Origin of the sequence: Nostoc sp. C110, from assembly GCF_043099725.1 — a bacterium.
GTDB lineage: Bacteria > Cyanobacteriota > Cyanobacteriia > Cyanobacteriales > Nostocaceae > Nostoc > Nostoc muscorum_A.
Window position 1 is genome coordinate 28,083 of the sequence record NZ_CP171138.1, and the last position, 17,797, is coordinate 45,879.

The 17,797-nt window shown below is 41.2% G+C and carries 15 protein-coding genes; 2 read left to right on the forward strand and 13 right to left on the reverse strand.

Annotation, left to right across the window (positions count from 1 at the left end; all coding sequences use genetic code 11):
• Positions 1-2: 2 nt before the first annotated feature.
• The 8 genes from ACFFRD_RS01865 to ACFFRD_RS01900 all read right to left on the reverse strand — a co-directional run bounded on the left by ACFFRD_RS01865 (position 3) and on the right by ACFFRD_RS01900 (position 9,485).
• Positions 3-3,155: a type I restriction endonuclease subunit R gene (locus ACFFRD_RS01865; RefSeq protein WP_392476194.1), complete on the reverse strand. Its 3,153-nt coding sequence runs from the start codon at positions 3,153-3,155 to the stop codon at positions 3-5.
• Positions 3,152-4,177 carry a hypothetical protein gene (locus ACFFRD_RS01870; protein ID WP_392476195.1) on the reverse strand — a complete coding sequence of 342 codons (1,026 nt, stop codon included), beginning with the start codon at positions 4,175-4,177 and terminating at the stop codon, positions 3,152-3,154. The genes ACFFRD_RS01865 and ACFFRD_RS01870 overlap by 4 nt, the downstream gene beginning before the upstream one ends.
• Before the next feature lie 56 nt (positions 4,178-4,233).
• Entirely contained in the window at positions 4,234-5,538 is a 1,305-nt protein-coding gene (locus tag ACFFRD_RS01875) for a restriction endonuclease subunit S (protein ID WP_392476196.1), read from the reverse strand.
• A 236-nt stretch (positions 5,539-5,774) separates the two neighbouring features.
• The gene (locus ACFFRD_RS01880; RefSeq protein WP_392476197.1) at positions 5,775-6,206 is read right to left on the reverse strand and encodes a type II toxin-antitoxin system VapC family toxin; all 432 of its coding nucleotides are present in this window, start codon (positions 6,204-6,206) and stop codon (positions 5,775-5,777) included.
• A complete protein-coding gene (locus tag ACFFRD_RS01885; RefSeq protein ID WP_392476198.1) occupies positions 6,203-6,472 on the reverse strand; it encodes a hypothetical protein in 270 nt (89 codons plus the stop codon). Before ACFFRD_RS01885 ends, ACFFRD_RS01880 begins: the two co-directional genes overlap by 4 nt.
• Before the next feature lie 10 nt (positions 6,473-6,482).
• Positions 6,483-8,066 (reverse strand): type I restriction-modification system subunit M, encoded by a 1,584-nt coding sequence (locus ACFFRD_RS01890; RefSeq protein ID WP_392476199.1) that lies wholly within the window; start codon positions 8,064-8,066, stop codon positions 6,483-6,485.
• Between the two features lie 541 nt (positions 8,067-8,607).
• A complete protein-coding gene (locus ACFFRD_RS01895) occupies positions 8,608-8,841 on the reverse strand; it encodes a hypothetical protein (RefSeq protein WP_104910315.1) in 234 nt (77 codons plus the stop codon).
• A gap of 2 nt (positions 8,842-8,843) precedes the next feature.
• A complete protein-coding gene (locus ACFFRD_RS01900) occupies positions 8,844-9,485 on the reverse strand; it encodes a ParA family protein (protein WP_392476200.1) in 642 nt (213 codons plus the stop codon).
• A 434-nt stretch (positions 9,486-9,919) separates the two neighbouring features.
• Here ACFFRD_RS01900 and ACFFRD_RS01905 point away from each other — a divergent pair, with 434 nt between their 5' ends.
• A complete protein-coding gene (locus ACFFRD_RS01905) occupies positions 9,920-10,861 on the forward strand; it encodes a hypothetical protein (protein WP_392476201.1) in 942 nt (313 codons plus the stop codon).
• A gap of 25 nt (positions 10,862-10,886) precedes the next feature.
• On the opposite strand, the gene ACFFRD_RS01910 is transcribed toward ACFFRD_RS01905, so the two are convergent.
• From ACFFRD_RS01910 to ACFFRD_RS01925, 4 genes are all read right to left on the reverse strand, one after another.
• Complete coding sequence (locus ACFFRD_RS01910; RefSeq protein WP_392476202.1) at positions 10,887-11,213, reverse strand: hypothetical protein; 327 nt, start codon at positions 11,211-11,213, stop codon at positions 10,887-10,889.
• Positions 11,214-11,757: 544 nt separating this feature from the next.
• Entirely contained in the window at positions 11,758-12,222 is a 465-nt protein-coding gene (locus ACFFRD_RS01915) for a hypothetical protein (protein ID WP_392476203.1), read from the reverse strand.
• Between the two features lie 75 nt (positions 12,223-12,297).
• Positions 12,298-12,783 carry a hypothetical protein gene (locus ACFFRD_RS01920; protein WP_392476204.1) on the reverse strand — a complete coding sequence of 162 codons (486 nt, stop codon included), beginning with the start codon at positions 12,781-12,783 and terminating at the stop codon, positions 12,298-12,300.
• The gene (locus ACFFRD_RS01925) at positions 12,758-14,092 is read right to left on the reverse strand and encodes a ParM/StbA family protein (protein ID WP_392476205.1); all 1,335 of its coding nucleotides are present in this window, start codon (positions 14,090-14,092) and stop codon (positions 12,758-12,760) included. Before ACFFRD_RS01925 ends, ACFFRD_RS01920 begins: the two co-directional genes overlap by 26 nt.
• 277 nt (positions 14,093-14,369) lie before the next feature.
• Between ACFFRD_RS01925 and mobV the strand changes: the two genes are divergently transcribed.
• Positions 14,370-16,292 (forward strand): MobV family relaxase, encoded by a 1,923-nt coding sequence (gene mobV / locus ACFFRD_RS01930; protein WP_392476206.1) that lies wholly within the window; start codon positions 14,370-14,372, stop codon positions 16,290-16,292.
• A gap of 8 nt (positions 16,293-16,300) precedes the next feature.
• Here mobV and ACFFRD_RS01935 read toward each other — a convergent pair whose 3' ends face one another.
• Entirely contained in the window at positions 16,301-17,707 is a 1,407-nt protein-coding gene (locus tag ACFFRD_RS01935) for a pentapeptide repeat-containing protein (protein ID WP_392476213.1), read from the reverse strand.
• Positions 17,708-17,797 lie beyond the last annotated feature (90 nt).

Consider the following 17,797-nt stretch of genomic DNA (forward strand, 5'->3'; position numbering starts at 1 on the left):
TTTTATGTCTTGATTGAGACTTCAAATTCCGTAAAAACTTTGGCTTGCTCTAAGACTAGTTCCATAGCTAGTGCCTCCATATCGGGGGGATAACCATATTGACGGAGCAGCCTTTTAACTGCAACTTTCATTCGGGAACGGACACTTTCTTTAAGATTCCAGTCGATAGAGGCATTTTTGCGAATCCGATCTACTAGCACGATCGCTAATTCTCGCAGTTTATCAACACCCATTACATCCTGTGCGCTTTGGTTTTGTGACAGCGCATCATAAAAGGCCAGTTCATAGGGTTCTAGTCCCAGTTCTTCACCCCTGGCATTGGCAGCTTTCGTATCTTTTGCCAGTTCCAGCAGTTCTTCTAAGACATCCCCAACGGTGATAACTTGGTTGCGATAGCGGCGTAGAGCATCTTCTAACATTTCCGAGAGTTTACGACTTTGGACAATATTTGTCCGACTGCGAGTTTTAACTTCATCCTTGAGTAGTTTTTGCAGCAGTTCTACCGCAAGGTTTTGGTGTTCCATGCCCCGCACTTCTGCCATAAATTCATCGGAGATGATGGAGATGTCAGGATTTTTAATACCAGCCTCATCAAAGATGTTAATCACTGCATCGGATACCAACGCTTGATCTACGACTTGACGGATGGCGGTTTCGATGTCTTGGTTGCTGAGTCCACTACCATCACCGCCGCTTTCTAGTTTTCTGAGGCTGGCTTGGATGGCTTGGAAAAATGAGATGGTTTCTGATGCGGCGATCGCTTGGGGATGGGGGACGGCGAGAGAATGGGCTTTAGATAGGGCGATAACTTCACTGAGAAATCTATCTTTGATGTTTGGCGCAGCTACATAATTGGTGGCATTTTTGAGGATATTGAGTTTTTCGCCAGTGTCAGCATCAAAATAATGCTGATAGGTAAAGCCTGACATGATTTGCTCGACGATTTCCAGTTTGGCTAGGAGTAGTCCCACTGCCACATCTTGATTGAGGGTGAGGTCGCCTTTACCGCCACTTTGAGAATAAAAGGATAGGGCTTTTTTGAGTTCGGTGGCTAGTCCCAGATAATCCACAATCAAACCGCCTGTTTTTTCAAAATAGACGCGGTTAATCCGGGCGATCGCTTGCATTAAATTATGACTTTTAAGCGGTTTATCAATATACATGGTGTGCAGACATGGGGCATCAAAGCCTGTGAGCCACATATCGCAGACTATGGCTAATTCTAGGGAGTTTTCGGGGTCTTTGAGGCGTTGGGCGAGGTTTTGACGTTGGGCTTTGCTGGTGTGATGTTTAACTAAATTACCTTCATCGGCAGCAGAGGTAGTAATTACAACTTTGATTTTGCCTAAGTTGAGATCCTCACTGTGCCAATCAGGGCGGAGTTGAATTATGGCATCGTAGAGGTTAACGGCGATTTGGCGGCTCATGGTAACAATCATGGCTTTGCCTTTGTTTACCTGTTGCCGTGCCTCGAAGTGGGTGACAATATCTTGGGCAATCTGTTTTATTCTTTTAGTAGAACCAACAATCGCTTCCAGTTTTGTTTGTTTAACTTTGGCTTTTTGGGTAGTGCTAAGTTCTTCAAAGCTCAGGTCTTCGTCTAGCTCATCTAGGAGTTGTCTACCTGCTGCGTCTAAATCAACTTGTACTAAGCGGCTTTCGTAATAAATCGGCACGGTTGCCCCATCTTTAACGGCTTGGGCGATGTCGTAGATGTCGATATATTCACCAAAAATAGCGGGGGTGTTTTTGTCGGTTTGCTCTACAGGTGTACCAGTGAAGCCGACAAAGGTAGCATTGGGTAAGGCTTGTCTAATATATTTTGCAAAGCCGTATTTGGTGCGTTTACCAATCACGTTACCTTCAGCATCAAGGACGTTAACTTGTTTAGCTGTGAAACCGTATTGGCTGCGGTGGGCTTCATCAGCCAGGACAATGATATTAGGGCGAGGGCTGATTTGGGGATAGAGGGTTTCGCCATCAGCCGGGGAAAATTTCTGGACGGTGGTAAAAATGATACCGCCTGAGTTGGTGTTGAGCAGTTGGCGGACTTGTTCTCTATCTCCTGCTTGTTGGGGGTCTTGTCTAAGGAGTTGTTGACAGCCTGCGAAGGTATCAAATAGTTGATCATCTAAGTCATTGCGATCTGTCAACATGACGATGGTGGGGTTCTGGAGATTTTGGTTTAAAACCAGTTTTCCTGCCAGAAATACCATTGAAAGGGATTTACCACTTCCTTGGGTATGCCAAAGTACACCGCCTTTGCGTGCGCCTTCTTGGGATGAGGCATTAATGATAGATTCGACAGCTTTATTAACGGCGTAATATTGATGATATGCGGCGATTTTTTTAATGGTGGTAATGCTAACTATGCCTGTTTTCAGGTCTTCGGTTTTGGACTTTTCAAATACGGTAAAGTGACGAATTAAATCTAGTAAAGTTTGCTTGTTGAGTAGCCCGTTAGTTAAAATTTCTAGTTCGTTAATCTGGTTTTCGCCTGTAGGGTTTTTCCATGTGGAGAAGCGGTTAAACCCAGCCGTAAGTGAACCAGCACGGGCGGATAGTCCATCTGAAATTACTAATAGGGCATTGTAGGTAAATAGGCTAGGAATTCTGCATTTATAGGTTTTGAGTTGGTTATAGGCGGCGTTAAGATTGGCTTTTTCATTGGCGGCGTTTTTAAGTTCGATGACGACGAGGGGTAAGCCGTTAATGAACAGGACAATATCGGGGCGGTGGTTATGGTTGTCTTCAATGACTGTAAATTGGTTTACGGCGAGAAATTCGTTATTTTCGGGGTATTCCCAGTCAATTAATTTAACAGGTTCGCCTCTGGTTTCGCCGTTTTTTTGATATTCAACGGTGATGCCTTCTATGAGGTATTTATGGAATATTTCGTTGTTGTTGAGTAGGTCGGAACTAGCAATATTAAATATTTCCCGTTGTGCCTGATATTGGGCATCATGGGGAATGGTGGGGTTAATTCTTGATATTGCCTGTGGGAGTCTATCTTTTAAAATTACTTCACCGAAGGTTTCTCGCTCTTGCTTGATGCCTTCTGGTTGGATGTCGTAGCCGTTGCTGTAGCTATAACCAAGGTTTTGCAAGAGTTTGAGTTGGTATTGTTCGATTTCGTCTTCGGTGAGGTATTTCATAATAGTAAAGATTCAAGTATTTGAATTGATATATCAAAAATATTTCGTTCTATTTTAATTTCGCAGGATTGGTCAGCAATCACTTCAAATATAAAATAGTTGGGTTCTTCTGCTTGTTTCTTGTAGAAAAGAATATGAGGGTATCCATTGTGAAGATAACCATAAGCAAAAGGAGATAAGCAAATAATTTGATTATTGGCTATTAACTTACAAAACAATCGATATTCCTTCAAATTATCGATGTTTTTTTGTATAAAATTATTGTCTAAAATTAAGTCATGATTTCTTTTTTTTAATGAATGCCCATCGAATTTTAAAAATCTTATATCAGTAAGGCTACTAAGAGTATTTTTATATTGAATTAATGATATAGACTCTAGCTTCTTTACTTCAAAAAGCAAATCTATGACTTTCGATATAAGTAAATTGTATTTATCTTCAGCTTGAGATTCTTCTAAAGCTGCAATATGCGAAAAGGAATTTCTTTCATCATTTAATTCACGTAATTTGCCAATCACAGAAATTGGAACAATTTCACCAATTATAAGATTGAATGTATTTAGATCATTATATTCTAAAATTTTTTCAATGATTTCTAGTTTACAGCCTAGCCTATCTGATAACAAACCATTTCCATTCAACCTAATTCTGGCATTATTAAAAATACGCAATGTGGATAAACTTAGTCTCCTATCGATAATTTCTCCAATAGCTATAGCGTAGAGAATATATATCAAAGATTCCCAAGTACTACGGAGTAAATGTAATCTTTGATTATTATTTTCATAGCCGTGGTATGTTCTTTCAAAATAGAAAGCTATAGGTGCAGGAAATCTTTCCATCACCCTTTCTGGAAATGCTTCTTTTTGTTCTGTTAGATATTCATTATAGGCTTCAATATAAGCCTGTATATCCATTTCAAAAAGAATTAAACTAGCAGGAGATGAAAAGTTTTCTATTTGAACTTCTTCATATTTTTCGTCTAAATAATCATTAAATTCTGGATTATCGTTATACTGCATAAGTAGGTGGACGTGGATATTTATCTTTAGGATAAGGCAGGAGGAAAGAGAGTTAGTTACATATCAACGCGGAGTTGACCACTCATTAGTTTAGGTAATATGGCATCACGGGTTTTAGTTAGAGTTTGGATTTGATTAAAATTTATTAGTATTTTGTCAATAGTTGCTGTGGCTAGGGCTGAAAATTTATCAATTAATTCAAAATCTGGAATCACAAAACTATACTCACAAATTCTTGATGGTGACGTATGGCGAACCGTAGAACCTGATGACGTTCCTAAAATATGAGATCGATATTCTCTACGACATAAAAGAAAATATAAAAATGTTTTGTCGATATTATTATTTTCTACCTTTCCTATCCTTTGGTTATGTAAAAATACTTTTCCTTTAATATCTGGAATAAATGCAGGATAGCCCAGGCTATCTCCCTCTTTACTTAAATCTGTCATTGTGATAGCCAAATCTTTTCTTCTTAAAACATACTCATTTAAATAATCATCAGCAGAGTAATATTTATACTTTGAATCATTGAATCCACCACCGATTTTAAAATTAACAGGAGTTAAAAGAATTTTTTCTGTTACTTCCGTTGTTATATATTCACCCTTGAAAGCATAGCCATGTTTAATATTGAGATATTGTCCTAATTTCCCAACACTCCAAGCTTCGGGAATATAGCCTAACGCCGATCGCACCATCGCCCCACCAGATGATTTATAGGGCTTGCCGTCTGCGTTGGGGAACTCGAAATCTATAAACCAATGCTTAAATAGAGTTTGTGCGATCGCCTCTAAAGTATCATTCTGTCGCCTCAGATTTTCGATTTTAGAAGATAAGTTAAAGTATAGTTCTCCTATAAATTCTTGATATTTTCTTTCAGGCAGAGGGATTAAAAGTTTATTAAAATCAGTTTTTTTGAAGTGTGGAATTACAGCATCAACATTAAGATATTTTATTCGTCTTTGTACTGTTTTTGAACGTAAAGCGGCAAATAAATAAAGTGGATCTATCTTCTTTTTATCCGCTCTAACAGCTACCATATCTTGCGCTATACAGAAATCAATATTCTCAGGAACAAGGCAAACTTCACCATTATTACTTCCTTTGTTGGTTAAAATGATATCGCCTGATTTTGGATGCGCTCTAAACCAGTTATCAAAAATTTCTTGTGATACATATCTAAGATTTAATTTTTGTGGATAAAGATGATCATTACTAATGCAATTAGTAGCAATTAAAGCTATAATCTTTTCAGATGTTTCAGCGAGTGGAACAGTTTTCCCTCTATTATCAACGACAAATTCCAAAGATTCTGCTAATGATATTTCATTTATGTTAAAAACTTTCCAATTACTCATAACTTAATATCTACTTTTACTAACTACTCTTTAAATTACAAAACAAAAAAAATAAGTTCACCCATAATTTACATCCAAAAGCTGCCTTAATTCCTGCTTACAAATCTCCCCATCTGGCAAATAAAGCTGACATTTCGACACAAAAAGCTAATTAGAAATATTATCTACTTAACCAAAATAAAAGTGCCAGACAGTGTTTAGCATTTTTCATTGTTAGTAGTTAAATCATCCATAACTCAGCCTTCACCACTATTAACAAACCAATTTTCAACCATTAAATCATTAAAAAACTCAAAATCAGAAATATTATTAGTTACCAAAATTAAATTATTACTGTAAGCAATACTCGCAACTTGACCATCAATAAAAGCTGGAGTTTTCCCCATCTTAGATAATCTAGCCCTTTCTTGGGCGTGCCACTGTGCAGCTTTTAAATCATAATTTAGTATTGTCATTTTCAAAGGTATTTGATTAATATATTCCACCAACAATCGACGTTTTTGTGATTCCACCAAACGTAAACAACCAAATAAAAGTTCGTGCATTACAACCGAACCAGTCGCAGTCTCTAGTTGATGCTCAGTCAGTTTTTTAACTACATTAACATTAGGACTTTGACGAGTGGCTTCTGAAATAATATTTGTGTCTAATAAATACTTGATACTCAAAACTCAACATCCCTACCGACAGAGCGATCGCGCATATCCGCAAAATCTGCATCATCAAAAGTAATGTTCTCCTGCTGCATCCTTTCTCTAAATCGTAAAGTCATATCCCAAAAGCCCTCAGACTCTGTTTGTTCTTCCTCTTTTTCTGCTACATCCTCAAGGATAGATGTGATTTCTTCTTCCAAAGTTCGTTGATGACTCTGAGCCAGACGTTTTAGTTTTTCTATAACAATGGGATTAAGCTGTTTCAAAATAACTTGAGTCACATTCATCTCCTTAATAATCAACCAACTCATCACTAACAATAAATCCCACCTTTAACAATTGCTTTTTAATCTCCTCATCCAACAATTGCCCCTCTCGCATTTGCTCACCTAATGCCATTGTAAGCTCACTCATTTTCTCCTCAAAGCTCACCCCATCCTCCACTTCATCAGGAATACCCACATATCGCCCTGGTGTCAACACAAAATTATGCTTTTCAATTTCAGCGATTGATGCAGATTTACAAAAGCCCTTGATATCGCGGTAACTGCCCCCCGACTTTTTCCACTTATGGTAAGTATCAGCAATCTTGCTAATCTCAGCCTCCGTAAAAGCACGACTACTGCGATTTACCATATAACCCAACTCTGAGGCATCAATAAACAATACCTCACCGTGTCTATCCCTGTTTTTATTGCCGTTCTTATACCGACTGAGAAACCACAAGCAAGCAGGAATCCCCGTATTGTAAAAAAGTTGGGTTGGCAACATGACAATACAATCCACCAAATCTTTCTGCACTAAAGCCTTGCGAATATCTCCCTCACCGCTTGTATTTGACGACAGCGAACCATTCGACAGCACAAAACCCGCCGAACCTGTGGGTGCTAAGTGGTAAACAAAATGCGATACCCAAGCAAAATTGGCATTCCCAACTGGAGGTACAAGGTCTTTATCCAGCCAGCGTCCATCATTTCGCAATAACTCGCCGCCCCAATCACTATCATTAAAAGGAGGATTAGCAATGACAAAATCCGCTTTTAAGTCCTTGTGAGCATCATTGAGAAACGAACCTTCAGGATTCCACTTAATATTTGAGCCGTCAATCCCCCTAATCGCCAAATTCATCCGGCACAACTTATAGGTTGTCTCGTTGCTCTCCTGCCCGTAGATGGAGATATCATCCAAACGCCCTTGATGATTCTTGACAAACTTTTCACTCTGGACAAACATCCCCCCCGAACCACAGCAAGGGTCAAATACCCGCCCATTGTAGGGTTCTAACATCTCAACTAAAAGTTTAACAATGCTTTCAGGTGTATAGAACTGTCCCCCCTTCTTGCCTTCGGCTAGAGCAAATTGTCCCAAAAAATATTCATAGACTCGTCCTAAAATATCCTGTGCCTGTGCCTCAGCATCCCCTAATGTAATTGATCCAATTAAGTCAATTAATCCACCCAAAGCTTTTTGGTCTAATTTCTGCTGTCCATACACCTTGGGCAAAATCCCTTTTAACCGTTTGGCGTTTTCCTGCTCGATTGCTTCCATACCCAAATCAACAGTTTTACCAATGTCGGGCTGCTTCGCCTGTGCCTGAAGATATGCCCACCGCGCCTCAACTGGTACAAAAAACACATTCTCCGCCGAATACTCATCCCGATCCTCTGGATCTGCCCCTGCGTAATCCCCCTCACCTGCAAGCAGCTTTTGATACAAGTCTTCAAAGGCATCAGAAATATATTTCAGAAAAATTAAACCTAAAACAATGTGCTTGTATTCAGCAGCATCAATATTTTTTCGCAGCTTATCCGCCGTTTTCCATAGTTTCTGCTCAAATGACTCTGAGTTATTCTGCTTTGCTGCTACTTCTGCCATCTTATCCCTAGTTTTTGCAAATAAATCTCAAACAATTTTAATTATCGTTTTCGTTCATAATCAGTAAACCACAAACTGTTGGAAATCACCTAAAAACAAGGATTACAGCCCTCCCTCATCTCCCTCATGAACAAGGAGTATTCAAGGTAATAGGGGTTCAGTCGGGGTACGCGCAAAATAGAACACGTTTTTATTGATTTACTAACTTGCCCATAAATGATATCGGGGCAATCAAAATTTTGCACCCCGATTAACCACCTTACTCAAAATTGTAGGGGCGAAATAAGCAATCGTACAGAGAGTAATGTAGCAATTTTTAAAACCTAAGTTATCGGTTATCGGTTAGCTTTTCTATAGGGGATGGGTTCACCCTAGCGATCACTGCTAAATCTTCCATTGCCCTGTGAAACCGATTCAGCCGAGTTTCTGACACTAATGCTTTGTCAGTATATCTTGTGTTGAAAACTATGAAATCAGAAATCGCTAAAAGAAGAAAGCAAGAAATCGTCTTTTCGTTCTTTCGCTAAATGACGAATCTTGATTAGCCATGATTATCTGTCCAGTATTTAAAAATCCGTTGCAATAGCTCGACTTGGGTACAACCGTAAGTAGCAGCCGCAATCTTAAAATCCTTTTTAAACTCGGCAGGCACTTTAAAATTTAGATTAGAAATTTCACCTGGATCGGGCTTCTCCAAGTTATCTTTTGTTTCCTTAATGCTAGGGGGTTCACCTTTGCTTGGTTTGCGAGGTGGTGGAGGTGGTTTAGTTGACATAATTAGGACTCTTGCTCACTCAACAGATCAATAATTCCTTGGGCTACTTGTTCTGCCCGTTGCTTCAAAGTAGGAAACGTGACCTCAGAAACAGCACGACCGTTATCACTTGCCTGACGGTAAGCTGTCTTTTCTGGAATTGAACCAGCCACTGTGACATATCCAGCTTTATGAATATATGCTCTGCCCTCCTCAATTTCATTCTCCCGATCGCCGACTCGACATAAAACAAAAATAATTTTATCCGTAGGAATTTTGGCGTTTACCAATTCATGCGCCAACAATACAGATGGTTTGAGATCATCCAGTGACAAGCCTGTGGGTAAGACAAGTAAATTACTTGCACGGGAAATTTCCAGTGTCCCTTGCATAGAATGTGGTGGCCCGTCCATAACCATGAGGTCATAAACCGAGGCGTGTTTCAGAGCTTGAGCAACAGTGCGGAATGGTTCAACAGCAATCTCCGGCTGGATACCGTTTAATTCGCGGCGTTGTTTCCAATCCGTACTCGTACCTTGAGAGATATCTAGGTCAGCAATCTTTACATCCCAGCCAGCAGCAGAATATTCACGGGCAATAAGTCGAGCAAGAGTACTTTTACCCACTCCCCCTTTCTGTGAAATGACACCCACCAATACGGTCATCAACTTTCGTCCTTTCGCCCTATAGCGAATTAGTTATATCGTGTTTTCGCTTAATCGTACAGAGAGATTTCGTTTAAGCAAGAATTAGCGATTTAACGAAATAACGATTTCGTCCTTCAATCCAAGTAAGGACAGCAAACGTAAAACCTATTGTAGATATACTGATTAAGAATGCAAAACTGCTCTCAAGTTTTTACAAGAGAGCAGTAGCAGCAAAGCGCGATAAATTTATATGGGGCTTCATAGATTTAATGCCCCGGTTACTGTATATGTGGTTCGGTATGTAGGGATATACAGCTTACATGGTAGCAAGTTCCGAAAAAAATCATGTTCTTTACAGAGAATTCATGAATCACACTTTTGTAGAAGCGGTAAACTTCATACCTTAATAGAAAATTCTACAATGATTTGTGTAGGTGCGAAGAGTCCCAATAATGATTAACCCCAGCAACGAGCCAGCCAAGCCGAAGAAAATCATTACGATCATTCCTAGTGGACGACTCATTGAATCTATACCAGACACACAGCCAGAATCAGTGAAGAGTGATAGCATTTCTCTTCCAGAAAACTCCTCTATATTTCAGGCGATTGGGGTAATTGCTGGCACTGTGGATCTCAAAGCTAAACCTCATCCGACTATATCGATTGAAAATCGGGACTATGCTTTACATCATGCCCCTCAAAAAAAACTGATATTTGATTTTTTAAAAAAACAGATTCGTAACAGTGGTAGTGATTATGTACGGCTGATGGTTTATCCAAGGGTGATACATTTTCCACCGCGAGATAAACCTCATGTAATTGGCTTTCAGGTTTTGGGGTTTGATAATGGCTCTCAATCGGGTTTGTTTGCAGATTATCAAGATTTTGAGTTTAGATTTACAGGGTTATGGCAATTCATCCCAGCTTGCCAGACACCTTGTATATCAGTGTTTCGGAATTTTACAGCCGAAAGATTGGATTATATTAAGCAGACCGAGACTTCTACAAAAGTGCGGTTCATGAAGGCTAGCCACATACCTTTATTGTGGAAAGATGCAATCGTTCCTCCCTTTAGATTCAATCCTTTGCTACCAAAAGAGGAGCGTGGCAAGCCTAGTTTTGTTGAAATTAAAGCGAAATTCCTGCCACATAGAAATGTTTTCGCATTTGAGAGCTTACTAGGGTTGCCACAAGAAAAACCGCCAAAGTTTCTAAAGGCATCAAAAGATGATAAAGTCGCCGCATTTAAAGAGAAAAAAGCGAATATAGCCGCGTCAAAGGGCAATAAACCCAAACCCAAACCTCAAACTAAACCAGTCAAGAAAGCTCAACCCAAAACTCAAACTAAGCCTGTTCAGCCCCCAACAACCCCACACCAAACACAATCCCAGTGAAGGAGTAGGGTTTTGTTGTATGTGGTCATGAAGAAACGCCGGCTTCCGCTACAGCAGCGCCCACGTCTGGTTTTACCTCCTTCGCTTTCTTCTCGAAAATCTGGATTCCCGCGTCAATCACTTCAAAGCCGTTTTCTGTTCGCACTCCAAGCTTGCCCGATACAGCCCCAGCCCAGTCTGCAAATTCCGAGGCGCTAGTTTCAGCCTTACGCCAACTTTTGGCATTAACTTGAGCGGTAAAGACTATACCGTTCTGATCAGTCAACTCGATTGCAACTTTCTTGTTATCGGCTGGTGTGGCTTTTGGCAGTGACCCGCTAAATTTTATTGTCACTTCGCTTTTGGCTTCCATACCTTACCCCTGGCTCATCATCAATTTCATTTTTCCCGCTCCTGATTTTATCAGGGCTGACGAAAAACTTCGCATACTAAACATTATTTAACTAAAAGGTATTTATAAGGTATTTACAAGGATTTTTTTGAAAATGGCATTTGTAAGGTAAACCAATGGCATTTCAATGGTATTCCAATGGCAAATATAAGGATTTATTTGCACCTTCAACACTGAAAATCACCGTTTTTTACAAAATCCTTCTTTTTTGCCAAAAATAAGGTAAAACAATGGCATCTCCAAGGTCTTTACAAGGTAAACACAAGGTAAATGTAAGGATTTCGACCCCAAAAATCTAATTTACCACCCTGATTTATCCGCCAAAAATTTCTGTCCAAAACTTACGCACAGTACGCCAAAATTGGCGGCCAGTTTTTTTGAGCCAAAACTGAAAAAGAAAAAAATAGCCCTCAAAATTACTACCAATAAAATACATAGCGACTACAAAAGCCGCCTAACAGTTAACAGCTACAACTGCGGCGGCTATTGTTCAGATATTGTTCGCTCAATCTCCCCCAAAAATCGCATCCAATTCTTGCGACGAAGCCTGACCTTGAACTATTGAAGCGGGTCTGATTGAATCAGCCGCTTCCCCCTCAAGCTCAGGCTCGGATAAAGCATTACTCTTGTAGCTTGGGGCATTGACCGCTACAACTGGTGCAGTCAACGCTGGCTGTGACAGAACAAACTGCGGTTGTTCCACCGACAGTGCCAAACGCATATAACTACCGTGTTTATTCAATGAATCCTGCGCTGACCAACAAGCAAAACGGATCTGCTCTGGTGTAAAGGAACCACTCGAATATCGCGCCACTGGCAAGAAAGCAGCCACCAAGATATCAGCCACCTTACGCTGTGCCTCATCCTTGGGCAACGAGTTCAAGTAATCGACAACTTCCGCTAAAACATCCCCCTCGTATGGTTGAAGGCGCATAGTTAGAGACAAGCGTTTTTTAGATATGGGATTCATCTAGCCGCCTACCTAGTTATTGTTAGCAATGTTTTTACTAGAGAAAACGCTCAGTTTGAGATTGAAACATCAAAATCAACTAAACAGCTGATCCATTAAATCAACTGATTCTTCACCAGCAATCAAACTTGAATGATGAGTTTGTGCTTGCTCAACAGTTGATAGCATTAGTGTTGAGAGATTCGCACTATCCCCAGTGCCGTCCTTTTGAGCGATTGCTACAGGCACTGCACTTTGTGCGTTCGCTGCATTGAATGGCATAGACACACAGCTATAAACACTCGCCTCTAGCCCCAACTCCAGCGCCATAATCCCAAAATGACTCTCTGCCATTCGCCGCGAAATCAAATATGAATTTGTCAATTGCTGCTTTTCGCAACCCCCCAACTTATACTGAGCGCGTGGCAGAAAATACATCACCAACATTTCTTCTAGCAATCTCTTAGCAACTGTTACCTCCAAAGAATTGAGGTAATCAGCCACTACAGCTAAAGGCGTATTTTCCATCGGTTGAAAGCGAGGCAGTGACAGACTCTTACGCAGTTTTTTCGCTCTTGTCACTTTTTACAACCTCTTTAGTTTTATCCAATAGCTGATCCATCATGCCAAAGCAATCGATTAATCGAAACGCTAACCCCTGATTTGGGCCAAAACCAATCTTAAAGGTGCGCTCAATTTGCTCATTTATCTCCGACAACCACACCAACTGAGCATAAGGCCCTATTTCTTGTTGGGAATAATTCGTTTTCTGTCTGTAGCTTGGTGCGCGTTCACCCCGAAATAGCTTTTTTTCATTCGTTCCACAAGGTACACAGTTGAAATAATGCTCTAGTTCCGGTTCGATGAAAGCCGCCGCACCCCCACCGATAATTATTTGTTTTGGCCATGTTTGTAGATTTTTCTCCAACCACTTTTTCAACCGCAGCCAATAAGCATTCGTCGCTGCCACAAGAGCCACTACAATATCTTCCAGTTCGCGCTGCCGTAAAGACTCATCCCGCGCCGTGGCTAACATTTGAATTGCCTTCAATTTGCGCCAATTGGGATGTTTTGTGTTCATATATGGCGACTCATATTCATATATTTCATTTTTCGCCTCAGACAAAGCATCAAATATCGCCTGTGCCAGTTGGTCACGGACAATCCCTGACACTCGTGAGCAGACATCATCTAATAAAGAACTAAACCCCAGCAATGGGCTATCGGCACTCTTGCGTATCCCCTTATCAAAACAAAGTAATGTTGTGTTGCGATGACCCAACATCAAAATAGCGACTTGATTTTGTTGAAACCAACTCACTCCTTTGGTTTTGGTATAAATGCCTAATAGTCCTGCCCCTTCTGGACGGCACAAAAAATTCTCACTTAGCGTTATGTCCCAAGCCTGACCACGAAATTTAAAGGCTTTGAACATCTGTTGTAATTGCGAAAAGAAACGTTTGTGATCGTTATATTCATTCCAAGGCAGCAAAAATGCCAAATCTAATATTATTTTTGGCGACTCGGCGTTTCGCTTTTTGATAGCGACATTATGTTTTTGTAGAATTACACCCACCGCCGCCAGTACCTTATATAAAGCATTTTCGTATTTGCGCTCATGAATCCGATCCACCGCCGCAAATTCAAGAGCAAATTCACCCACAATAAAGATGCTGTCCTGCCATTCTAAGTAGGCTTGGTGTTCTGGCAGAGGCATACCGTTCCACACCTGATTGTCCTGATAACGTTGAAAATCAGCCTTAGTTATCTGTTCCACTTCAGGAGACATGACTATTAACTGTGGCTCCTTCCAACCATTAGCCTTATAAATAATTTTTGTGCCAGAGCCACCGACATCTATAGATACAGCAAGATTAATCTGTGAGGCCATTTTGATGCTGATATTTGAGGGCTAACTGCACTCTAGCGTAAGCCGCGAAATATTGCCCATGAGTCTGTATAAACTTTGCACAACTTAACGGCGTTTTCTGTGCAGAAGCTGTGCAATTAGGGTCAAGAAACGAGATTTTCTGCCCAATAACCAGACAGTAAAATTGTGCATAGGCTGTGCAACAAGATGATAATCCAAGTGCGGCACTAAGAGCAGTAAAATAGCCTCAGTTGCTTTTGTAGTAGATATTTGAACTGCGGCAGTAGCCACAAGCGCAGTGACAGCACAGAGACTATGGCTGTGCAGTTGGGGACAATGGCGGAGGAATTTCGCGCAGGTTGGCTATGATGATTGTGTACCCACTACACCTTTTTGCCCTGACGGGTGGCTTGCGCCATTTCTCCCTGACGGTCGAAACAAAAAGGTTCCGTGGGGTCTGCGACGCAATTGCACTCAATCACTCAAAAGTGGCATGGCTTACGCTATTGCAAGGATTAAAAAGCTCAAGCGCAGTAACTTGGCAGGCAGTGAAGCGCACACCGCACGTCAGCGAGAAACGCCCAACGCTGATTCAGATAAACAAAATATCAGATTCATTGGCACTAACAACCCAACTGTGACATTAGACCAGTTGGTGATGGAAAAAATAGGGGAGCAGAAACGGAAGATTCGCCCCGATGCGGTTTACTGCACTGAGATTTTATTGACTGCCAGCCCCGAATATTTCCGTCCTAACTGCCCAACACAAGCGGGTTACTATGAGCGGGATAAAGTTGACTCTTGGCTTTCTGCATCCAAACAATGGTTAGATTCGCAGTACGGCTCACGCATTGTCAGGGCAGAATTACATTTAGATGAAGCCACCCCACACATTCACGCTTACTTTGTCCCCCTTGATGAAAAAGGGCAACTGAGGGCCAAGCACTTCTTCGACGGTCGCTTGAAGATGAGGCAGTTTCAAGATTCCTACTCCGAGGCTACAGAACATCTGGGGTTAGAGCGTGGCATTAAGGGCAGTAGGGCGCAACACCAGGACATTAAGGACTTTTACAGCGTTGTTAATTCTGGTATAGAACCAGATACCAGCCTCACCCAGTTGCAACTGCAAGCCAAAGCTGCCGACCGGGATAGGGCGCAAGCCAAAAAACAACAGATGGAAGCTACAGCCAAGGCTTTGGCTCTTGAAAATGAACTCAAAGACAAGCGCATCAAAGAATTAGAGGCACAAGTAGCTTTTTGGCAGCAGCAAACTCAACAACTGCGCGACTTGGACTTAGAGGATGTCGCCTGGGAGTTGGGGCTAAATCATGATCAGCAACGCTGGAGGGGTCACGGACACATCATTAATATAGATGGGCCCAAATTCTACGACTTTGCCCCCGACCAACAAAAGGGAGCAGGGGGTGCGATTGACTTGGTAATGCACGTTAATCAGTGCAATTTCCGGCAGGCGGTTGTCTGGTTAGATGAGCGATTCGGGTCAGCCTCGGTGGAACGTGCAGCGATCGCTCACGTTAAGAACAGGGCAAGTGACATTATCCAGACTGAACCCCGTCCCCAATTCACCCCACCCGTTGAAGATAAAGCTAACTGGTCTGCCGTTGAACATTACCTCACTCAAAACCGGGGCATCCCCTCTGACTGTATTCAAATGCTTTATAACCAGGGGCTAGTTTACGCTGATCAGCAACAAAATGCTGTTTTTGTCATGCGAAATCTTGATGGTCAACGTAACGGTGCATTTCTAAGAGGAACTAGGGGAGAGAACAACACTTTTAAGGGATACGAGAAAGGAACCAAACGCCGTGATAGCTGGTTTTACTTCAGTTTGGGGGGAAAGGCTACCGATAAAACCTCAACAGCGATTCTGTGCAAGTCCCCCATCGATGCTATCTCAAGAGCCATGCTGGAATATCTGATCAGGGGCGATGTCCCACCCGAACGAACAGTCTATATGGCTATTGATGACATCAAGAGCTTACCGCTTGAGCGATTGCAGAAAGTTCCTAATATAGTGGTGGCGTTTGGTAACGATAAAAGCTCTGATGCGGCAGCACAGCGTGTATTAGAACTAATGCCACAGTCCCAAATCAAAAAATCTAAAGCCAGTGATTGGAATCAGCTGCTAAAAGATTATGGGCAGCAGTTAAGGCTACAGCAGCAACAGCAAAGCCAGCAGGATGATGAATTGAGTCTTTAATAGTCAGATTAGTATGAAGGTGGCGGCAATTGCTGTGTAGCCCGTTGAGGTTGACTAATTTCGGTTGGAATTGGAATTCCTAATTTATCTGCTATTTCCAAAACGTTATTGGTAAAGTCAGCACTGTTTGCAACAACACCAAATACTGTACCAGCAATTGTTATTAAGGCAATAATACGAGTTTTGATTCTTTCCGGTTTTTGCTTTTCAGGTTTACTAATATCTTCTTGCAAATCATCCAAATGTACTAAAGCTTCTTCACGCTTATCTTGTGGAAACTCTTGTGCTTTATCTCGTAACGAGTTAATCAATCTAGTAATATCATTAATGCTTTGATTAATATTTTGAGAGAAGTTCTGTTGATTAAACGTTGGGTTACTACCAGTTTGTGCTGTGTCTACAAACTGGTTATTAGAATTTCTTTGGTCGTACTTGGATTGATAAGATTCTGACATAGAGTTACTCTCCGATATAGCTTTAACATCAATAATATTTTGAATAGGTCGAGCAGCCATTTCTTTGGCAAGACTCATAATGCTTGCACTCTGCTCTTTATAAATTATTATTTGTTCATCTTTAGCTTGTAATTCTTTACGATACATTCCTTCAAGTGCATTTAGTTTTAGTTCATATAGCTCTTTTATCCTGCACTCAATTTCAGCCTTATTGGCTTCTGGCAAAACTTCAAGCCGAACTACAAATGCACCACCGCTTTTCTTTTCAAAGGCTTGGACTGATAAGTTTTCTTCATCATATTCAGCCTGTAGTTCTTGAAACGAGAGAAGAAAAGCTTTCCAGTCAATACCATCAGTAAAAATTAAGTCAACTGTTTCTAAAGCTTTCTGAAAAAGCTTGGTAAACTCCCCAAGCCTAAACTCTCCACTGCTGGGACGACGTTCTTGTTTGTCACTTTTTAAATAGACATACTGGCAATCAATATTATTTAATTTTGTAGCAGAGTTGATATTCCAATCTTCCAAACAAGTACCTGTAAACTTTGCATTTGTAAAATCTGTTCCTAGTACTTGAGTTCTAATCAGTTTTGCCCCGATGAGGTTAGCCTCTCTGAGGTCAGCCCTACTGAGGTAAGCCCTACTGAGGTTAGCCTCTCTGAGGTCAGCCCTACTGAGGTAAGCCCCGATGAGGTTAGCCTCTCTGAGGTCAGCTTTACTGAGGTCAGCCCTACTGAGGTAAGCCCCGATGAGGTTAGCATCTCTGAGGTCAGCTTTACTGAGGTTAGCCTCTCTGAGGTCAGCCTCTCTGAGGTCAGCCCTACTGAGGTAAGCCCCGATGAGGTTAGCCTCTCTAAGGTAAGCCCCACTGAGGTCAGGGATTATACCGTAATTTTTCTCCCTCCACTCATTCCAAGCTTGCACACCTTTGTTTAGTTGAGCATAATGCTTCTTATCAACCATTGCAGATTCTCCTTATGTCCTACCTTCAGAATCTACTGGGGCATAACTATGGAGATGTAATTTTCAATTAACCTCATTTTCTCATTTTAT

Coding starts and splice junctions, on each gene's coding strand:
- ACFFRD_RS01865 (WP_392476194.1), bottom strand. CDS start 3,155: ATGAAATACCTCACCGAAGACGAAATCGAACAATACCAACTCAAACTC.
- ACFFRD_RS01870 (WP_392476195.1), bottom strand. CDS start 4,177: ATGCAGTATAACGATAATCCAGAATTTAATGATTATTTAGACGAAAAA.
- ACFFRD_RS01875 (WP_392476196.1), bottom strand. CDS start 5,538: ATGAGTAATTGGAAAGTTTTTAACATAAATGAAATATCATTAGCAGAA.
- ACFFRD_RS01890 (WP_392476199.1), bottom strand. CDS start 8,066: ATGGCAGAAGTAGCAGCAAAGCAGAATAACTCAGAGTCATTTGAGCAG.
- ACFFRD_RS01895 (WP_104910315.1), bottom strand. CDS start 8,841: ATGTCAACTAAACCACCTCCACCACCTCGCAAACCAAGCAAAGGTGAA.
- ACFFRD_RS01900 (WP_392476200.1), bottom strand. CDS start 9,485: ATGACCGTATTGGTGGGTGTCATTTCACAGAAAGGGGGAGTGGGTAAA.
- ACFFRD_RS01905 (WP_392476201.1), top strand. CDS start 9,920: ATGATTAACCCCAGCAACGAGCCAGCCAAGCCGAAGAAAATCATTACG.
- ACFFRD_RS01910 (WP_392476202.1), bottom strand. CDS start 11,213: ATGGAAGCCAAAAGCGAAGTGACAATAAAATTTAGCGGGTCACTGCCA.
- ACFFRD_RS01915 (WP_392476203.1), bottom strand. CDS start 12,222: ATGAATCCCATATCTAAAAAACGCTTGTCTCTAACTATGCGCCTTCAA.
- ACFFRD_RS01925 (WP_392476205.1), bottom strand. CDS start 14,092: ATGGCCTCACAGATTAATCTTGCTGTATCTATAGATGTCGGTGGCTCT.
- ACFFRD_RS01935 (WP_392476213.1), bottom strand. CDS start 17,707: ATGGTTGATAAGAAGCATTATGCTCAACTAAACAAAGGTGTGCAAGCT.